Here is a 17,836-nt window from a genome sequence, read left to right as displayed (position 1 = left end):
ATCACGAGGTGCAGGATGGCTGAAGACAAGGTCGACGACCGGGTTGAGGACAAGGTTGAGGCGACGATGGGCCGCCTGCTCGCCCGTGTGGCGGAACTGCTGAACATCGAGGTGTCCCAGATCGACACCGACGAGGAGCTCATGGATCAGGGGCTGGACTCGGTGCGTCTGGTGGAGATCGTGACCTTCTTGCGCCGGGAAGGGTTCGAGGCCGACTTCGCCGACCTCGCCGAGGACAGCTCGGTGGACGCCTGGCGCGAACTGCTCACCGACCAGGTCTAGGGCAGGTCTAGACCAGCTCTAGCGCCCGTCGGCGAGTCGGCGCAGCGCGGCGCGGTCCAGTTTCCCGTTGGGGCTGACCGGCAGGTCGTCGAGGACGGTGATCCGGGTCGGCACCATGTACTCGGGCACGTGCTGCGCCAACTGCGCTGCCAGGTCAGCGCCCGGCTCAGCGGCCGGATCAGCGCCCGTGCCGGCTCCGTCGAGCACAACGAAGGCCAGCAGGGTGTCCGCCCCGCCCCGGTTCACGGCCACCGCGGCAGCCTGACGCACGCGATCGAGTTCCCGCAATCGCGACTCGACCTCGCCGAGTTCCACACGGTTGCCGCGGATCTTCACCTGGTCGCCGATACGGCCCAGGAACTGCAGCATGCGGGTGCCGTCGACCTCGGTCCAGGAGACCACGTCGCCGGTGCGGTACATCCGCCCACCGTCGACCTGCGGCTGAAGCGACTCCACGAACACCTGCGAGCTCAGCTCGGCGCGTCCGAAGTAACCGCCGCCGACCTGCGGTCCGGAGATGCACAGTTCGCCGGGACGCGACCAGTCAGCCGCGTTGCTCCCGCCGGGGTCGACCTCGACACCGTCCTCGTCGATGACGTATACGCCCACATTGTCCTCCGGCAGGCCGAGCAGGCTGGCCCGGTCGTCGAAGTCGGTGGCGGCCACGAGCTCGTCGGTGTACTCCACCCACGTCACGTCCATCGCCGCCTCGGTCGGGCCGTAGAGCCCGTGGACGCGGCAGCCGATGCCGTCACGGGCACGACGCACCACGTCCGCCGGCACCGCCTCACCGCCGAGCAGCAGGTGACGGATATTCGACAGCGACGACAGGGGCGTGCCGAAGTCGTCGAGCACGTCGAGGAGCACCCGCATCAACGACGGCACCATCGACAGCACGGTGACCTCGTGCACGGAGATCATCTGCACCATTGTGTCCACATCGCCGGGCCACCACTCGGGCCCGGGCACGACGACGGTGCCGCCGGTGGCCAGCGGTCCGAGCAGTTCGGCCACGCCAACGTCGAAACCGACGGGTGCTTTCTGCAGCATCCGGATCGGGGTACCGGCACCAGCTCCAGCGCCCATGACCCGCCTCATCCACTGGAAGTGCGCGGCCACGCCAATGTGCGTATTCAGCGCACCTTTGGGCGTACCAGTCGTCCCGGAGGTGTAGATCAGGTAGCAGTGGTCGTTGGGGGACACCGGCCGCGACTGCTCGGAAGCCTCGAAGGACGCACCGGTGTCGCGCAGGAAGTGGCGTCCTAACGCGGAGTCGTCGGTGACGGTCCCACCCGGCAGTGTGACGTCCTGCGTGCCGTCCTGCCGGGGCAGCGACGCCCCGCCGAGGGCGAAGGCGGCGGCCGGGGCGCAGTCCTCGAGGATGAAGGCGACGCGTTCGTGCGGGTAGGACGCGTCGACGGGGACGTAGACCGCGCCGGCGCGGATCACGCCGGCGGCGACGACGGGCAGCCACCCGCAGCGGTGGGCGAGCACCACGACCCGGTCGCCGGTGCCGATACCCTTGGCGCGCAGGAAGCGGGCCACGGCGCTGGACCTACGGTCCAGCTCGGCGTAGCTCAGCGTCCCGCCGTCGCCTATGACTGCAGGGGCGTCGCCGCCGGCGGTGAGGGTGTTGTGCAGCAGTGCGTCCAGCGTGGACGGCTCGATGGGGGCGGCGGGGCCGAAGCGCAGGTCGCCGGCGCGACCGGTGTACGGGCGCACGGTATCGGGTGCGGTCACAGGATGGTCCTTTCGGGACGGGAGGGGGCGAAGCGCAGGGACTCCGGGTCCGGGGCACAACCTGCGCCGAGGCCGGCGAGTACGCGGTCGGAGAGTTCGCCGAGGCAGCTGAGGTTGGCCAGACCGGGGCCCTGGCACCAGCCAGAGACCGTGGGCAGGAAGAGGGTGGGGTCCATACCGGTCAGGGACAGGTCGGCACCGATGCGGTCCATCACGCCGGACGGGGTGACTGCCCCGCCGCAAGCACCGATGAGCCGGGCGACGACCTGGTCGTTCATCATGCGGGTGAACCACAACGGTGAGTTGCCGCGGGCGTCGACGACGAGGTCGACGACCTCGGTACGGTCACCGATCTGCACCTCGGCCATACCATTGCCGCCGTCCCTGCCGTGCACGGCGGTGACGCGGCCGCGGACGTGGCTGACCCGGTCCTCGGCCATGAGTTTCTCCTGCACCTGGGCAGAGAACACGCCGCGGTCGCAGCGGTTGATCACGTCGGTGCGGTCGGTTTCGTCCAACCCCGACCACAGGCGCGGGTTGGTGTAGAGCTCATTTTCGAAGGAGCCCTCGGCGCGGGTGAAGATCGTGGGAGTGGGGGAGACGACGGCGATGTCGACCACGTCGTGGCCGATGAGTTCCTCCACCACGCTGGCCGCGGTCTCCCCGCCGCCGATCACCGCTACCCGCGAGGCCGGGGGCAGCTGGGCCGAGGACACCGCCTGCCAGAACCCGGCGACGGAGTACACCGTCGGCAGTGGGGCGATACGACGGTCGGAGCGTCCGGGGCCGGTGAGCATCAGGGCGTCGGCCTCTAGGCGGGAGATCGTGCCGTCGATGCGGTCGACCGATAGTGACCAGCCGGACGCGCCGGACGCGCCACTGCCGGTGCCGTCGCCGTCGCGCAGCCCCAGGCGGGTGACCTGCCCATTGACCAGGGTCATATGGGAGCGGGCGGCGACCCAGCGCAGGTAGTCGGCCCACAGGTAGTGCCGCGGGTTGGGGTGGCCGTGGTCGACCCACCAGGCGTAGCGGTCGGTGGCGATGAGGAAACTCGTCCAGCTCACGTCGAGCAGGGCGCGGTCGACGGCGCGGTTTGCGTCCTGTCCCGTGTCCTGTCCTGTCTGTTCTCCGGCGATGCGGGTGCGGTAGGGGAAGCCGACGTCCTTGGTGGGGGACGTGCCGAGCTGGTGGCGTCCGTCCGTCCACCCGCCGCCGGCGCGCCAGTTGCCACCCACCCCCTGGTGGTCGACGACGGTGATCGTCGGTGCCGGCAGGCCGAGGCTGCGCAGGGCGTGCGCCTTGGCCTGGACGGCGACCGCCTTGGGCCCGGCGCCGAGGATGATGAGTGAAGGGTTCGACACTGTGAGGGGTGCTCCTGTCGTTGGACGACGATGGATGTCAGACTGTTCTGGTGGCACGCTACTCTGTCACGGCAGCCCTTATCAAAGGGTAGGAATCCCTAAGTATCATATCTGCGGCATGACCAGCAGGAGAAGGCAGGAACTGTGACCGAGAAGAACCTCACTGATGATCGAGACACAGGAACGGACCTCAGCGTGCTGCACCGGCTGCGCACCGACCTCCCCGACAGCGAGTACCTGGACGCACCCCCGCAGATCCCGGTCGAGTACCGCGCCGGGTCCGGGGTGGGTGGTTCGGGAGCGGGCGGTACGGGAGATACCGACGGCATCACCCTGCGCGTGGCCGACCCGGCCACGGACGCGCAGATGGTCGCGGAGTGGATGAACCGCCCGCACCTCGTGGAGACCTGGGACCAGGCTTGGCCGGCGCAGCAGTGGGCAGCGGACTGGACGGCGAAACTCTCCACCACCTACGCCGTGCCGCTGATCCTGTCCTACGAGGGGCCGGACGGTCCGACTGACGTCGGCTACATGGAGATCTACCGTCCGCGCCGCGACGAGATCGGCATGGCCTATGCCTCCGAACCCCACGACCTGGGCTTCCACGTTGCTATCGGGGAACCGACGCTGACGGGCAAGGGCATTTTCGGCCCCTTCGTTGGCGCGTTCGCCGACCGGCTGCTGCAGTCCGATCCGGAGTGCCGGCTGGTGATGGCCGAGCCGGACGTCTCCAACCACCGGGTGCACCGGGTGATGAGCCGCGGCGGCGGGGTGGACGCCGGGCAGTGGCAGCAGCGCGCGGACCGTCGGGTGCGCCTGTTCTTCTGGCCCGGTGCCGGCGTGGGCCCGCGGTCGCGCCTGCTCGGCGACCCGCAGGACGGCGACTTGGTGTGACTCCCGCAGTAGATGAGCATTCTGTCGTTCAGCCCGACGATGCACCATTGGCACGAACAAAGCCCCGCGGTGCCTAACTGACCTGAGTCAGACAGAGGACGGTTGCCGCGGGGCGATGCACCTATAGTAGCAGATATGACCGGTGATGAGTCCTCGCTCGATGCCGCGCAAGCGGCGCGGTGGCTGAGCGCGCCACGATACCGCCGCTACCTTGATGTGGCGAGCGGAGACCATGCCCTAGCGATGGAAACCTACTTATGGAACTCGCGGGTAGCGGCCGCCGGGATCGTGGACGTCGGGCACCTGGAAGTCGCGCTGCGCAACGCCTACGACCGCGAACTCACACGACGATTTCCGGACTGGGCCATTGACCCGCAAGCGCCGCTGTTCCATCTGGAACAGGGCGTTCAACGAGCCCGCGACCAGCAGCGCCGCCGCAATCAGACGAGCCTGGCCCGGATCGCCGATGCCAAGCGAGGCCTGAGTTCAGCACCGACGCACGCCGAAGTCGTGGCCGCTCTGACGTTCGGGTTCTGGTCGAACCTGACCGTGGGCGAGCGGACGCCGACGCTGTGGAACCCGATGCTGCACCGGGCGTTTCCCAAGGGAACCAGGCGAGCGAGGGTGCATGACCTCGTGGCACGCGTGGTGAAGTTCCGCAATAGGCTGGCACACAATGAGCCGGTGTTCTCCACCCGCACCGGCCTGGAAGAACGTTTGGTCGAGGTTCAGGAATTATTCGAGTTGATCGACCCGGACGTCTACGCCTACGTCACCGGGCGCTCCACGCTCGATGCCGCGATCTCCTCGTGCCCGATATCGGGGCTGACGAGCGCGACCGGCCTGCGCTAAGCGCATCGTAGAGCGTTCCTTCCTGCCCGTGTGTGAGGGAGATGATCAACCGATGATCAACCGATGATCAGCCGGCCGGTCACGCCGCTGCCGACCCGCCCGGAGCGTCCACCGGTGGCCTTCGGGTCGGTGACTCCGGGCAGGCGCACCAGCGTGGTGCCGCCGGGGTGGGTGGCCTGCAGTCGTTTGACGATCTCGAAACCGTTGACCTCGGGAAGAAGCGAGAGGTTCACCGTCCGGTCGGCGGCGACCGCCCCGTGGCCGAAGAGGTTGATCGAGGTCGCAGGCATAGACTCAGCGGCTTCCATGACTCCGGCCTCGATGAGCCGTGCCAGCGCGGACAGGCTGATCAGCGCCTGCTCCAGGTGCGGCCACACCAGTTCGCCGCCGGCACCGCCGCGTTCGTCGACCACCGTCACCCGCGCCAGACGCTGGGTCCCCAGGATCACGTGCGGCACCCCGTCCACCGGACGCACCGGCCCGGACACCGACACCTTCGCCGCGCTGACCTCCACCGTCGCCGCCGGTACAGGATCGGACGCTGCGTCGGACGCTGCGCTGGTCGCGGCGCCGCCGCGTAGCGCGTCGCGTACGTGCGTCAGCGTGGCCAGCACGGCCGGACCACCCGTGAGCAGCGCCGCAGCGTCCAATCCGTCCAACCCGTCCACGCCGCCAGGCGCGGCGACCACGTACTGCCGGTCGAGCCGTCCGACGGTGCGTCCGACCCCAGGGCTCAGCGGCGAGGTGCGCCCGCGGGCGCGCAACGCCACCGCAGCGTCCGGCAATCCGGCGGACGCGCGGGCCAGCAGGACCGCGGCGAGCATGATCTCGTCGTGGCTGACCCCAAGTTGGGCGGGGAGTAGTTCGAGCAGGGCGTCGGCGTCGCTGACGTCGATGGTCTTGTACGTTGACGGCCCGCCCCCGTCGAACGGTGCCGGCGGGTCCATCTGTGCCTGCGGGCCCCAGTCGCCGGCCGGGGCGACCGCGTGACCGGAGAGTAAGGACCGGGCGTCGGCCACGAGGGTGGACCACGACTCCGCGTCGACGACCCCGCGGTAGACGCACAACAGCAGCCGCGTCGGCGACAACAGACTGACCCGCCACACCCGCCCGGATGCCGGGCCGAGGGATGCAGCGAGCGCGCCGGGCCCGGTGCCGTCCTCGGCGATGACATCGCCGGGGGCGAAAGAGGCCTGCTCAGGCACGGTGCACGTGCCGTCCGGCGTGATGACCGCGCGCAGCGCGCCGTGAGTGTCCATCAGCCCGGCGACGAGGAAACGCAGGTCGGCGTCCTCTATATCCCCGGCGGCGTCGAGCGTCGTCCAGTAGACGGCGGAGGGCGGTACCGGCGGGACGCTGAAAGTCATGCCCCGCAGGTTACCGGGCGCACCCGCTCACAGCTGAGGCCCGGGTACGGGGTCCTCGCCGGTGAGCGCGGCGCGTCCGAGGACGACGAGTTTGTCGCGGCGTCGTTCATGCAGGGTGTGGGTCCGCAGGTCGCGCCAGTGCCGCGCCAGATCCCCGCCGGGACCGGTCACCCCGCGGGTGCCGGTGAGTTCGAAGAGGCGGGACGCCAGGTCGACGGTGAGTTCCCCCGTCGTCGCTTTCGCCGCGGCGACCGCGAGCGACGCGGCGGCGGAGGGACCGTCCTGTGCCCACACGGCGTTGACGGCGCGTCCGGCCTTTTCCAGGACGGCCTCGGCGGCGAACTGGGCGGCGACGAGGTCGCCGGCCAGGTGGGCGGTCACGGGGTCGGGACCGGCGGCTGGGGCGAAGGAGCCGTCGCGGCTGAGCGCGAGCGCAGCGTCCAACGCGGCACCGGAGATGCCGACGTCAATGGCGGTGTGCAGCAGTTGCGCGAAGGCACCGTAGGCGGCCGGGCCCGATTGCGTGTCGAAGGCGCGCACGGCGTCCGGCGGGACGGCGACGTTGTCGAGGACCACGGTGCCGGAGGCGGTGAACTCCTGGCCGAGCGGTGAGCGCTCGCCCCAGTCGTCCAACACGCGGATGCCGGCGGTGTCGGCTGGCAGGAAGACGACCAGGGATTGGCGGTCCTCGCCGGGGCGTCGGGCGGTGATGGCGAGCACGTCGGCGTAGGCGGAGCCGGTGCAGAATATCTTCTCGCCGGTGAGGCGTCCGTCCTGCAGGACGGTGGGTTCGCGTTCGGCCTGGGCGTTGGCGACCAGCGTGCCGTCGAGCAGGAGGTCGGCCCAGCGGCGTTCGGCGTGCGGGTGTGTGCCGGTGAACAGCCAGCGGGTGAAGACGAAATGGCTCTGCGGGATCTGCCCGAGCGAACCATCCCCGGTGGCGAGGATGCGCAGCACCTCCGCGATCACCGACGCCGGCAGCTCGGGCCCGCCGAGGCGGGCGGGCACCGTGGCGGCGAGCAGGCCGGACGCCCGGAGCCGCGCGACCGCGTCGGCGACGAGCGCCTGCTGCGTGCTTGTGCTGCGCGGCCCGCTGCTACGCGGGGACATCGGCAGGATGCGCGGCGCGCAACGGCTGGATGATCTCCGTGCCGAAACGCTCGACCTCCTCCTGGAAGTGCAGGTAACCGGTGAGTACGAGGTCCACGCCGATGCGGCGCAGCTCGTCGATGCGTTCCTCAATCTGCTCGCGGGTGCCGATCAGACCCGTGCGGAAACCGTCGTTGTACTGCACCAGGTCCTCCACGGTGGAGTTGGCCCACATGCCCTGGCCGTCGGCGGTGGACTGGCCGGCCTGCTTCACCGACTGGCGGAAGCCCTCCACGGCGGGACGGCTGGCGTTGTCGACGATGTGACGCAGCTTGTCGTGTGCCTGCTTCTCGGTGTCCTCCAGGATGACGAAGGCGTTGACTCCGATCTTCGTCTCGCGCCCGGCGGCGTCGGCGTGGCGGCGGACCTTGTCGATCTGGGCGGCGAGTTCGTCGACGGGGGCACCGTTGATGAAGTACCAGTCGGCGAAGCGTCCGCCATTGGCCTGCGCGGCGGTGGAGTTGCCGCCCTGGAAGAGTTCGGGGGCGACCTGTGGGCGCGGGCTGATGGCGTAGTCGTGCAGGCGGTAGAAGTCGCCCTGGAAGTCCGCCGGGGACTCGGTGAAGATCTTACGCAGGACCTGCAGGAACTCCGCGGAGCGGCGGTATCGTTCATCGTGCTCCAGCCAGGGTTCGCCGAACTTCTGGAATTCGTCCTTCAACCAGCCGGAAACGACGTTGAGCGCGAAGCGTCCGCCGTGGATCTCGCTGGCGGTGGTGGCGAGGTTGGCCAGCACCGCGGGCTGCCAGAAGCCGGGGTGGACCGCGGCGATGACCTTGAGCCGCTCGGTGGCCTCGAGCAGCGCCAGGGAGAAGCTGACGGACTCGTGCTGGGACTCCGCGCCATAGGAGCCGAGGTAGCGGACCTGGGTGAGGGCGTAATCGAAGCCGACCTGCTCGGCGGTGCGCGCGAGGGTGCGGTTGTAGTCGATGCCCCAGTCGGTGCGTTGTTCGACCTCGGAGACCACCAGGCCGCCGGAGACGTTCGGTGTCCAGTAGGCGAACTGGAGGTCCTGGGGTGCAGGTGTGGTGGCGGTGGACATGGGTGTGCCTCCTTATCTTTTCTCTTGTCGGGGTCGGTCAGAGTTCGCCGACGACGGTGACCTGGGAGCCGTGGAACACCAGCGGCACCTCGGAGGGGGCCTCCTCGCTGACGCGGTCGATCTGCAGGACGGCGGTGACGTGGTCGCCGGTGTCGTATTCATCGACGATGTGTCCGGTGAGGTGGACGACGGCGTCGTCGACGAGCACGGCGTCGCGGTCGGTGCTCCAGCCGACGCTGTCGAAGCGCTTGTCGACGGGGCCGGCGAGCTGTCGGACGTGGCCCTGGTGGGCGCGGGTGAGCACGGAGATGCCGAGGTGCTCGGCGTTGCGCAGCAGTGGCCAGGTCCGGGAACTCTTCTGCACGCTGACCGCCACGAGAGCCGGTTCCAGCGAAAGTCCCACGTAGGAGCCGACGATCAGGCCGACGGGGTGGCCGTCGATGACGGCGGCGACCGTGGTGATCGGTGTGGGGATCGACGCCCATGCACTGCGCAGTGCGGTGGGGTCGGCCGCTGGGGTGTGGGTGGTGGTGTGGGCGGTGTGGCTCTGGGAGCTAAGTGAAGACGTCACGGTGGTTCTCCTGACGGGGGATGGTGTTGGGACGGTGCACGGGGTGGTCTCAACGTGCGACACCTCCGAGTAGACCATGTGGTCTGTTTTGGGGCCATGATTCCGCAAAGGGGTGAATGAAAGGTCTGTGGCGTGACGATCCCGCGCCACGTGCCGAATTCGACGCGAGCTCGGCACGGGAAGGCCGAATCCGGCACGCGGCGCGGGGTCCGTCTCGGCAGGGGTCCCGCCAAGGTCCCCAGCGCGCCCAGTCTCGACGATCCGCCGTGGTTCATCTCGACTATCCGCCGTGGTTTACGTCGACTATCCGCCGTGGATGCTATATTGGGCCAGGTGAACACCTATGCACCGAGAATTGTCGACGATGAGTTAGCGCGTGCCCTCAGGCTGTCGCCAGCAGTGGCAGTGACCGGTCTCCGTGCGTGTGGAAAGACCACCACGGCGTTGCAGCATGCCCGGTCTAGTGAAGTGCTCGACGAATCTCGGCAGGACGCGCTGGCGGCAGTGCGTCTGTCGCCGCAGATGGCATTGGATGGTGAGGAACCGAGACTTATCGACGAATGGCAGTTGGTACCGGAACTCTGGGGTGCGGTACGTCGTGGTGCGGATGAAGATCCTCGTCCCGGCCGCTTCATTCTGTCGGGTTCTGCATGGCCCGAAGATGATGCGCGCCGTCATCCCGGTGCCGGACGGATCGTCTCGGTACGCATGCGCACCATGAGTCTTCAGGAGTCCGGCGACTCCACAGGCGAGTTCTCGCTCAATGCGGCGTTCGCCGGTGAGTCGGTGGAGTGTGGCCCGTCGCCGATCACGCCCGAACAGGCGGCAGGCTTGATTGTCCGAGGCGGATTCCCCGCATGGATCCAGCACGCCCCGGATGATGCGCAGTATCTTGTCCGGAACTACCTCGATGCGTTGAGCATCCACGACTTCCCGCTTGTCGGCGGGACGAGGAGAGCACCGGAACGGTTCCGCAACTTTGTACAGGCCTATGCCTCGTTGACGGCGCACCCGTCGCCGTTGTCGACCGTGGGGAAGCGGCTGGGTGAGGAAGGTATCGACGTCGGGAAGGACTTCGCCGGGGTGTTCCATAACTTCGCCGAGCGCATGTTCATCGTCGAAGACCAGCCGGCATGGTCTCCGCAGCGCCGGTCACGTACCCGGTTGGTGGCCACGCCGAAAAGGCATCTGGTTGACCCGGCGCTGGCCGCTGCTGCCTTGGGTATGGGGCAGGAGGGGCTATTGCGGGACCCGGAGACGCTCGGCTTCCTCTTCGAGTCCCTGGTGGTCCGTGACCTGCGTATCTACGCACAACGCATGGACGCCACCGTGTTCCACTATCGGACGAAGGACGCGACAGCGGAAATGGATGCCGTGGTGGAGCGTCGCGACGGTTCGTGGATCGGGGTGGAGGTCAAGCTGGGGATCCGTGCAGCACAAGCGGCGTCTGAGCGTCTCCTCCAGATTGCGTCGACGATCGATCATCCTCCGGCGGCGTTGATCGTGGTCGTCCCCGGCGGTCCGGCGACTCGCCTGCCCAACGGAGTGTGGCTCGTGCCGGTGGGGTTGCTCGGCCCCTGAGGAGACAGGCCCCGTTCATCCCTCGCTGTTCACACCGCGCACCCCGGCAGAGACGGACCCCGCGCCACGTGCCGAATTCGACGCGCTCGTGCCGCGGGAAGGTCGAATCCGGCACGGCGCGCGGGGTACGTCTCTGCAGGGGTTCCCGCCGAGGTCCTCAGAGCGCCCAGTCTCGACTATTCGCCGTGGTTCACGCCGCGCACCCCGGCGCTCCAGGCGTAGGGCAGCGTGGTGCCGTCGCCGGTCAGGGCGTAGCGTCCGAGGGCCTGCTGCTTGTACACCGCCGGATTGTGCACGGCCAGGGTGCGCGCGTTGCGCCAGTGCCGGTCGAGGTTCAGCGTGTCGGACGCCAGGGACGCCCCGCCGGTCTCGAAGATCTCGTTCACCGCGTCCAGCACCAGCGGGATCAGCGACACCTGCGCCCGGGCCGCGGCGAGTTCGGCGGTGTCGATCTGTGCGTCGCTGCCGTTGAAGGCCGCCGCGACTGCTTCGGCGACGGCCAGTGTGGTGGCGCGGGCGGTGAACGCCGCGGCGTCCACCCGTCCCAGCACCGCCTGCACCAGCGGATCCTCGCGCGGGACGTCGGACGGTGCGTGGGTGTAGGTACGGTCGCGCACCAGGACGCGGTCGCGGGCGTCGTCGGCGGCGCGCCGGGCGATGCCCGCCAGCGCGGCGAGGTGGAACAACTGCAGGTAGGACGTATCGGGCGTCCTGCCGGCGGTGCCGTAGCCGCCCGGCGCGACGTCGTCGGCGGGCACGGCGACGTTGTCGAAGACGGTGGTGCCGGAGCCGGTGAGGCGTTGGCCGAAGCCGTCCCAGTCGTCGATCTGGTGCACGCCGGCGGCGGTGACGGGGACCGTGGCGGTGACCCGCTCGCCGTCCAGGTCTGCGGCGACCACGATCCGGTCGGCGAAGAGGCTGCCGGTGCTGTAGTACTTCGTGCCGTTGAGCAGGTAGTCGCCATCGTCCTGCCTGGTCAGCCTGGTCTGGTAGCGCTCGGCGGCGCCGATGCCGCGCTCGGAGATCGCATTGCCGAACAGGACGCCGTCCACCACGTCACTGAGGTTCTTCTCCGCGACAGAAGCATCAGGACCCTCTAGCGCGGCGAGGAACCCCTCCACGGAGAAGAAGTGCACCCGCAGCGCCTGGGTGAGGTTCGGGTCGGCGGCAGCGAGGTCGATGAGTAGGGCGAACGTCTGCGGCAGTGAGGCGCCGAAGCCGCCGCGGTCGACGGGCACGCGCAGCGTCCCGAAGCCGGAGTCGCGCAGGAGGCGGATGCCCTCGGTGGGCAGTTCGCGTCGGGCGTCGCGGTCGGCGGCACCCTCGGCGATGCGCTCGAAGGCGGGACGGAAGACCTCGGCGAGCTGCTCGTCGCTGGGAAGTGCGCTGTTAGCAGCAGGGGAGACAGGGGAGATGGTCATGATCGGACTCCTTCGGTGCGGGGGAGGTGGCGGATTCGCGCGGCGTGGGCGGGGTGGTTGTCGGGGACGCGGGCGCCGCGGCGAAAGAGGGTGTCGCGCAGGGTGGTGGGAGTGGTGGGGTGTTCGACGGGGTAGCGTCCGCGTTCCTGCAGGACGGGCACCACGTGCTCGATGACGTCGCGGAAGGTGCCCGGGGTGATGGCGTAGGCGAGGTTGAAGCCGTCCACCCCGGTGGTGGCGACCCAGTCCTCTAGCTCATCGGCGACGCTCTCCCCGGAGCCCACGACGACGGGGCCGAGCCCGCCGATGCCGCCGAACTCCGCGAGGTCGCGCACCGTCCAGCCGCCGTTACCGTCGCCGTCGGGACCGTCGGGACCGCCGCTCCCACTAGCCTGCTGGAACGCCGCGACCGCGGACTGGATCGCATTCGAGGAGGCCGCCGGGCCCAGGTCGGTCAGCGGTGCGTCCAACCCCACTTCGGCGAAGTCCACGCCCATCCACCCGGACATCAGCACCAGGGACCCTTCCGGGTCCACGTAGTTGCGGTATTCGGTGGCCTTCGCCTGCGCCAGCGCGTCGGTCTCGTCGGTGATCACGGTGAGCAGCGCGTAGATGACAACGTCCTGCCGGGAGCGTCCGGCGTCCTGCAGTTTGGCGGTGAGATTGTCGACCACCGCGGCGAGCGTCTCCTTCGTGGGCGCGGCGACGAACACGGCCTCGGCGTGGGTGGCGGCGAAGGCGCTACCCCGGGAGGACGCCCCGGCCTGGAAGATCACCGGCGTGCGCTGCGGCGATGGCGCGGAGACGTGCACACCCGGCACCGTGTAGTGCGCGCCGTGGTGGTTGATGGGGTGGACCTTGTGCGGATCGGTGTAGATGCCGGTCAGCGGGTCGGCGCGCACTGCGTCGTCCTCCCAGGAGCCCTCCCAGAGTGAGTAGAGCACCTCCAGGTACTCGTCGGCGTGGTCGTAGCGGGCATCGTGCTCGAAGGTGTCGAGTTGGCCGTGCGACTGCGTGTTCTGCGCCGCCGAGGGCAGGTAGCCGGTCACCACATTCCAGCCCAGGCGTCCGCCGGTGAGGTGGTCGAGGGTGCTGGCGCGCCGGGCGAAGGGCACGGGGTGCTCGAAGGCGGTGCCGGTGGTCAGCCCGAAGCCGAGGTGTTCGGTCACCGTCGCCATCGCGGCGACGAGCGGCAGCGGGTCGGTGACGGGCACCTGCGCGCCGGCGCGCAGCGCCGCGTCCGGCGACGCCCCGTAGAGGTCGTACACGCCGAGCACATCGGCGAGGAAAATGCCGTCGAACAGGCCGTCCTCCAGCGTGCGGGCCAGGTCGGTCCAGTAGCTCAGGTCGGTGTAGCGGTGCGATTCATCGTCCGGATGTCGCCACAGCCCCGGCGACTGGTGCACCACGCAACTCATGTCGAAGGCGTTGAACCGGATGCGCCCGCCGCTCATGCCGCGACCTCGCGGTAGGACGCTACGAGCGCGCGCACGTCACCGGCGGTGCGCAGGCGCAGCGCCGGTGCCGGGTCGGAGAACAGGCTGAACAGGGCGCTCGCCGCCGCCGGGTCGCCGGGGGCGGAGGTGAAGAATTCTTGGGCGACCTCGGCGTACTCCGGGTCTCCGAGGAAGAGCGAGGTCACCGCCACACCGGCCGCGGCGTGGTTCTCCCAATGAGTTTCGAAGAGGTCGGTGAGCAGGCTTTCGTCCCAGGCGTCGTTGTTGTTGAGGGCTGCGCGCAGTCCGTCGCGCAGGGCGGCGACCTGGTAGGTACCCAGCTGCGCGCCCTGCCCGGCGATGGGGTCCACGGCCACAGAGGTGTCGCCGAGGGTCGCCACGAGGTGGCCGCCGGACGTGCGGGCGGTGGGGCGACGCACCCGCGGCGTCACCGCGCCCTTCAGCCAGGAGTGCGGGTCGGAGTCCAGCGGACGCAGGGAGTCGAGGTCCCCGGCGACGTCCGGGAACACGCGGTGGTGCAGATCCTGCAGGACGTCCAGGGCCGTGTCCGCGTCCACCGCCGAGCGGAACGCCTCCTCGGTGGCGGTGCCGGGGCGCGCCCAGGCGAGGATGACCCAGGTGCTTGTGTCGTCTGTGCTGTCAGGTTCCCCGTCCTTGTGCAGGTGCGGGCCCACGAACACCTCGCCCTCCTCGTGCAGCGACAGCAGGCCGCCGGGCACCGTGCTGCCGCGTCCGGCGAAGACGTGGTCGGCCGGCAGGCCCTGGGCGGTGACGGTGAGCAGGTAACGCTGGGCGGAGTCATAGGGGGTGCGGTCAGTGTCGGCGTCGAAGATATCGGCGAGCCCGGCCTTGCCCGTGGCCACGAACGTGAGGTCGTGCTCGGCGGCCACGGCGTCCAGCGAGTCGGCGGTGATGTCCTCGACGATGAAGCGGCTGCGTTCGTGGGCTTCGGCGAGGAATTCGCCGAGCCGGTCGTCGGCGCGCAGGCGGGGATCCACCGACTGCGCCTCGTAGGTGAAGTTGGCGGTGAAGGACGCCTCGGGCGGTGCTCCGGCGATGACGACGGAACTCGCGGCGAAGTGGGCGGCGGCGTGGGCTGAAGAATCTGCGGCGTAGCGGTCGGTGGTGATGGTGCGGTCGGGTTCGCGCGAGGCGCCGAAGAGGATCGCGGTACCCGTGGCTGGCACCTCGTCGCGCAGTTCAGCGCGGGTGCGGTTGCTGTAGAGGTCCACCGCCCAGCCCTCGCGGTGGAAGGCCAGGGCGGCGTTGACGCCGGCGAGGCCCGCGCCGATGATCGCGATGGTTGGGGTGCTGTTCGTGTCGTGTGTGCTTGTCATGCCCCGGAACCGTAGGGGCTTGCCGGGAGGCTCCGACACCCTTCGCCACACTGCGTGGCGAACCCTTGACCGGCGACGATGTGGCACGGTAGAAGGCAGGGCAGGTGCGTCTACTCTTGCCCGGTGTCCTGTGCACGACGGGTGGGGAGTAGGTTTGCAGGGGTTCTGACGGGCGCTTATGGTTCGTCAGGTAGCAGCGCGTATTTCTTGAGCAGGAGGTTTTCGACGGTGGCGGACGACAGGCAGGGTGGCGACCGGACGCAGAGGCGTGGCAGGTTGCCCGGCGGACCGGTGATCCCGGTGGTGCTGGCGTTCGTCGCCGTGGCCGTCGCCGCGGTGAACCTGCGCGCCGGCATCGCCTCGCTCGGCCCGGTGCTCTCCGACGTCCTCGACGCCTACGGCACCTCCAGCTCCTATGCCGGGCTGATCACCGCGCTGCCCGGAGTGCTCTTCGGTGTGATGGGCCTGTGCGCGGTCCCGTTGGCCCGACGCTTGGGGCTGAGCCGCACCATCCTCATCGGCATGATCGTCTCCCTGGTGGGCCTGGTGGCACGCCCGTGGGTCGGCTCCATGGCGGTGTTCATCACCCTGACCGGCCTGGTCGTGGCGGGAATCGCGCTGGGCAATGTGCTGATCCCGGCGTGGGCGAAGAACTACGGCGGACGCCGCACGGTGGCCTTGATGACCGTCTACAGCGCGCTGCTCGGAGTGTCCGGCGCGGTGGGCCCGCTGTCGGCACTGTGGTTCGACGGGTCGGACGCCTGGCGTTGGGCACTGTTCGTGTGGGCCTTCCTGTGCCTGTCGCAGGTGCTGGTGTGGGTGGTCGTCGCCCTGCGCACCGGCTCCGACTTCCCCGGCGCGGCGAAGAAGCAGGACGCGCAGGACGTGGCGGACGCTGCGGACGCTGCGGCGTCCGGTGCGTCCGACACGATCCCCTCGGCGCTGCCGCAGCCGACGGCGCAGGAGGTCGAGCGCCTCACGCGCACCTCGCTGTGGCGCTCGCCGACGGCGGTGTTCCTCACCCTGTTCTTCGGCGTGCAGGCGATGAACGCCTACCTGCAGATGGGTTGGCTGCCGCAGATCTACGTGGACTCCGGGGTGTCGCGCGACGTGGGCAGTGTGGCGCTGGCGATGATCGGCGCGTTCAACATCCTCGGCGGCATCGTGATGCCCACCGTCATCGACCGGGCACGTAGTCTCGCACCGTTCCCGCTGGTGTTCGCCCTGTTTACCGCGGCTGGCTACCTGGGCGTGCTGCTCGCGCCGACGGCCGCGCCGCTGCTGTGGGCCGGGCTGCTGGGTCTCGGCGGATTCTGCTTCCCGACGGCGATCGCGCTGATCACCGCGCGTAGCCGCTCTTCGCTGGTCACCGCCAGGCTGTCCGGTTTTGTGCAGCCGATGGGTTACTTCATCGCCGGCATCGGACCGTTCGTGATCGGCCTGGTGCACGGGCACACCGGCGACTGGACGGGGATCCTCATCGCTCTGGTGATCATCGCCCTGGTGATGGGTGTGCTGGGTGTGCGCGCCGGCAAGAACACCCTCATCGACGACGAGCTGCTTGCCACACACTGGCGCGAGTACACGGGGCACTAGGGCTGGGTGGCTAAAGGCTCGTCAGCGGAAGCCGTCCAGTACCTGCTCTTTTACCGTTACTGCGACCTCATGCAGTCGGGGATCGTCGATGTCCAGGAGATCCGCGTACACCAGCGGCAGCGGCGGCCTACCGATCCCTTCGCCCGAGTACTCGGACGACCAGAACCTCCGACGGACCGTCACTTCGCCACGGTCGTCCTGCCGCCATCTGTTCTCCACTAGGACGGGAACCGGGACCCTTCCGCGGTCGTTAGCGTCAAGGTAGACGGTCAGTGTCTCCGGATTCCGAATCAACTCCGGAACCGCCTGCTCACCGCTGATATCCGCACCGAATCCTGCCGGGACGGCAAAGTCACGGTCGGAACGTGAGGCCGTCATCAACAACAGGTCTCGACCGAGACCGGAGCGGAAGGAACTGGCCCAGGCATCGAGCAGCAGCTGCGGTTCCACGATCCACCGCTCCCGACTGGTGGTCTCCATGTACTTGGACTGCACAAGCAGGTCCATCGTCCCCTTGGCGATTGCCAGTGACGTACCCGATTCCCTCGCTATCTTCCGGAGCGGGGCTCGCGCCAGTGATGCCTCGGTGAGAAGCATGCAGATCACCTGCGACCGCCGCGGAGTGAACAGGTTTTGCGGCTGAGGCCGGGGCCGGACCTGCTTGCGAATGCGCTCCTGCCTGCCCCGAATGTCCACGTAAAGGCCGGGGCCGGACAGGAAGGCGTTGCCGGAACGGTCCACGAACCAGTATCCGATCTCTCGAAGTTGGTCTCCGATCATCGGGGTCACCCGGTCGGCGACCACGAGCGTGTAGATTCCGCCCTTCCGGGCATGGTCCAGTCGCGCGAGATCCGGGGAGCGGAGCTGTGGCATGACCTGAAGCTGCGCCAGGTGAGTGCCGCCTCCACCCGGGAGCTGGAATTCCAGACACGTACTCGTCGCCGCATTCCGGGCCTGCCCGGTGCCTTCCACCGGGCTGACAGCTAGGCCGGTGTTCTCGCGCAGCCGGCGCAGGATGCTGTCGACGTCCAACTGAGTCGCGTCCATGCTCTACAACTTATACGCTTGTTCGCTTGAACTGAACGTTCACTAGGACCGAACACGGGTGCCCGGACTCGCTCGGGTGGTCGCTGCTTAGCTCGCACCGTGAGGAGAGAGGCGCCAGTACGGGCGGGGCGGGGGCCAA

The 17,836-nt window shown here is 69.0% G+C and carries 15 protein-coding genes; 5 read left to right on the top strand and 10 right to left on the bottom strand.

The window, feature by feature from the left end:
• Positions 1-15: 15 nt before the first annotated feature.
• The gene (locus ACT3SZ_RS00635) at positions 16-282 is read left to right on the top strand and encodes a phosphopantetheine-binding protein (RefSeq protein ID WP_444615901.1); all 267 of its coding nucleotides are present in this window, start codon (positions 16-18) and stop codon (positions 280-282) included.
• 18 nt (positions 283-300) lie between these two features.
• Here the strand turns inward: ACT3SZ_RS00635 and ACT3SZ_RS00630 are convergent, their stop codons facing one another.
• Positions 301-2,022 (bottom strand): amino acid adenylation domain-containing protein, encoded by a 1,722-nt coding sequence (locus ACT3SZ_RS00630; RefSeq protein WP_444615899.1) that lies wholly within the window; start codon positions 2,020-2,022, stop codon positions 301-303.
• Positions 2,019-3,383 (bottom strand): SidA/IucD/PvdA family monooxygenase, encoded by a 1,365-nt coding sequence (locus tag ACT3SZ_RS00625; protein ID WP_444615898.1) that lies wholly within the window; start codon positions 3,381-3,383, stop codon positions 2,019-2,021. Before ACT3SZ_RS00625 ends, ACT3SZ_RS00630 begins: the two co-directional genes overlap by 4 nt.
• 144 nt (positions 3,384-3,527) lie before the next feature.
• Here ACT3SZ_RS00625 and ACT3SZ_RS00620 point away from each other — a divergent pair, with 144 nt between their 5' ends.
• Positions 3,528-4,277, top strand: coding sequence for a GNAT family N-acetyltransferase (locus ACT3SZ_RS00620; protein ID WP_444615897.1), 750 nt, complete (start codon positions 3,528-3,530; stop codon positions 4,275-4,277).
• A gap of 135 nt (positions 4,278-4,412) precedes the next feature.
• Positions 4,413-5,129 (top strand): hypothetical protein, encoded by a 717-nt coding sequence (locus ACT3SZ_RS00615; protein ID WP_444615895.1) that lies wholly within the window; start codon positions 4,413-4,415, stop codon positions 5,127-5,129.
• Positions 5,130-5,185: 56 nt separating this feature from the next.
• Here the strand turns inward: ACT3SZ_RS00615 and ACT3SZ_RS00610 are convergent, their stop codons facing one another.
• Genes ACT3SZ_RS00610 through ACT3SZ_RS00595 form a run of 4 tightly spaced genes read right to left on the bottom strand, consistent with a single transcriptional unit; the run spans position 5,186 to position 9,258 of the window.
• On the bottom strand, positions 5,186-6,496 hold the full coding sequence (locus ACT3SZ_RS00610) for a hypothetical protein (RefSeq protein WP_444615894.1): 1,311 nt from the start codon (positions 6,494-6,496) through the stop codon (positions 5,186-5,188).
• A 27-nt stretch (positions 6,497-6,523) separates the two neighbouring features.
• On the bottom strand, positions 6,524-7,606 hold the full coding sequence (locus ACT3SZ_RS00605) for an acyl-CoA dehydrogenase family protein (RefSeq protein ID WP_444615893.1): 1,083 nt from the start codon (positions 7,604-7,606) through the stop codon (positions 6,524-6,526).
• The gene (gene sfnG, locus ACT3SZ_RS00600; RefSeq protein ID WP_444615892.1) at positions 7,593-8,687 is read right to left on the bottom strand and encodes a dimethylsulfone monooxygenase SfnG; all 1,095 of its coding nucleotides are present in this window, start codon (positions 8,685-8,687) and stop codon (positions 7,593-7,595) included. Before sfnG ends, ACT3SZ_RS00605 begins: the two co-directional genes overlap by 14 nt.
• A gap of 37 nt (positions 8,688-8,724) precedes the next feature.
• The gene (locus ACT3SZ_RS00595; protein ID WP_444615891.1) at positions 8,725-9,258 is read right to left on the bottom strand and encodes a flavin reductase family protein; all 534 of its coding nucleotides are present in this window, start codon (positions 9,256-9,258) and stop codon (positions 8,725-8,727) included.
• A gap of 132 nt (positions 9,259-9,390) precedes the next feature.
• On the opposite strand from ACT3SZ_RS00595, the gene ACT3SZ_RS00590 reads away from it, so the two are divergent.
• Entirely contained in the window at positions 9,391-10,839 is a 1,449-nt protein-coding gene (locus ACT3SZ_RS00590; protein ID WP_444615889.1) for an ATP-binding protein, read from the top strand.
• 176 nt (positions 10,840-11,015) lie between these two features.
• Here ACT3SZ_RS00590 and ACT3SZ_RS00585 read toward each other — a convergent pair whose 3' ends face one another.
• The 3 genes from ACT3SZ_RS00585 to ACT3SZ_RS00575 are packed head-to-tail and all read right to left on the bottom strand — an operon-like array spanning position 11,016 to position 15,054.
• Positions 11,016-12,260 (bottom strand): acyl-CoA dehydrogenase, encoded by a 1,245-nt coding sequence (locus ACT3SZ_RS00585; RefSeq protein WP_444615887.1) that lies wholly within the window; start codon positions 12,258-12,260, stop codon positions 11,016-11,018.
• Positions 12,257-13,714 (bottom strand): LLM class flavin-dependent oxidoreductase, encoded by a 1,458-nt coding sequence (locus ACT3SZ_RS00580; protein ID WP_444615885.1) that lies wholly within the window; start codon positions 13,712-13,714, stop codon positions 12,257-12,259. Before ACT3SZ_RS00580 ends, ACT3SZ_RS00585 begins: the two co-directional genes overlap by 4 nt.
• Positions 13,711-15,054, bottom strand: a complete 1,344-nt coding sequence (locus ACT3SZ_RS00575) for a monooxygenase (RefSeq protein WP_444615883.1) — start codon at positions 15,052-15,054, stop codon at positions 13,711-13,713. The genes ACT3SZ_RS00580 and ACT3SZ_RS00575 overlap by 4 nt, the downstream gene beginning before the upstream one ends.
• A 294-nt stretch (positions 15,055-15,348) precedes the next feature.
• On the opposite strand from ACT3SZ_RS00575, the gene ACT3SZ_RS00570 reads away from it, so the two are divergent.
• Entirely contained in the window at positions 15,349-16,650 is a 1,302-nt protein-coding gene (locus tag ACT3SZ_RS00570; protein ID WP_444617023.1) for an MFS transporter, read from the top strand.
• A gap of 21 nt (positions 16,651-16,671) precedes the next feature.
• Here the strand turns inward: ACT3SZ_RS00570 and ACT3SZ_RS00565 are convergent, their stop codons facing one another.
• Positions 16,672-17,682 carry a type IV toxin-antitoxin system AbiEi family antitoxin gene (locus tag ACT3SZ_RS00565; RefSeq protein ID WP_444615882.1) on the bottom strand — a complete coding sequence of 337 codons (1,011 nt, stop codon included), beginning with the start codon at positions 17,680-17,682 and terminating at the stop codon, positions 16,672-16,674.
• Between the last annotated feature and the right edge of the window lie 154 nt (positions 17,683-17,836).

Origin of the sequence: Corynebacterium sp. AOP40-9SA-29 (assembly GCF_052377405.1) — a bacterium.
GTDB lineage: Bacteria > Actinomycetota > Actinomycetes > Mycobacteriales > Mycobacteriaceae > Corynebacterium.
The sequence above is the reverse complement of the archived record's forward strand: the minus strand, read 5'-3'. Positions and strand labels throughout refer to the sequence as shown.

Bases quoted from the DNA above. Each gene is read 5' to 3' on its own strand.
- ACT3SZ_RS00605 (WP_444615893.1), bottom strand. From the start codon at position 7,606: ATGTCCCCGCGTAGCAGCGGGCCGCGCAGCACAAGCACGCAGCAGGCG.
- ACT3SZ_RS00610 (WP_444615894.1), bottom strand. From the start codon at position 6,496: ATGACTTTCAGCGTCCCGCCGGTACCGCCCTCCGCCGTCTACTGGACG.
- ACT3SZ_RS00575 (WP_444615883.1), bottom strand. From the start codon at position 15,054: ATGACAAGCACACACGACACGAACAGCACCCCAACCATCGCGATCATC.
- sfnG (WP_444615892.1), bottom strand. From the start codon at position 8,687: ATGTCCACCGCCACCACACCTGCACCCCAGGACCTCCAGTTCGCCTAC.
- ACT3SZ_RS00615 (WP_444615895.1), top strand. From the start codon at position 4,413: ATGACCGGTGATGAGTCCTCGCTCGATGCCGCGCAAGCGGCGCGGTGG.
- ACT3SZ_RS00585 (WP_444615887.1), bottom strand. From the start codon at position 12,260: ATGACCATCTCCCCTGTCTCCCCTGCTGCTAACAGCGCACTTCCCAGC.
- ACT3SZ_RS00635 (WP_444615901.1), top strand. From the start codon at position 16: ATGGCTGAAGACAAGGTCGACGACCGGGTTGAGGACAAGGTTGAGGCG.
- ACT3SZ_RS00580 (WP_444615885.1), bottom strand. From the start codon at position 13,714: ATGAGCGGCGGGCGCATCCGGTTCAACGCCTTCGACATGAGTTGCGTG.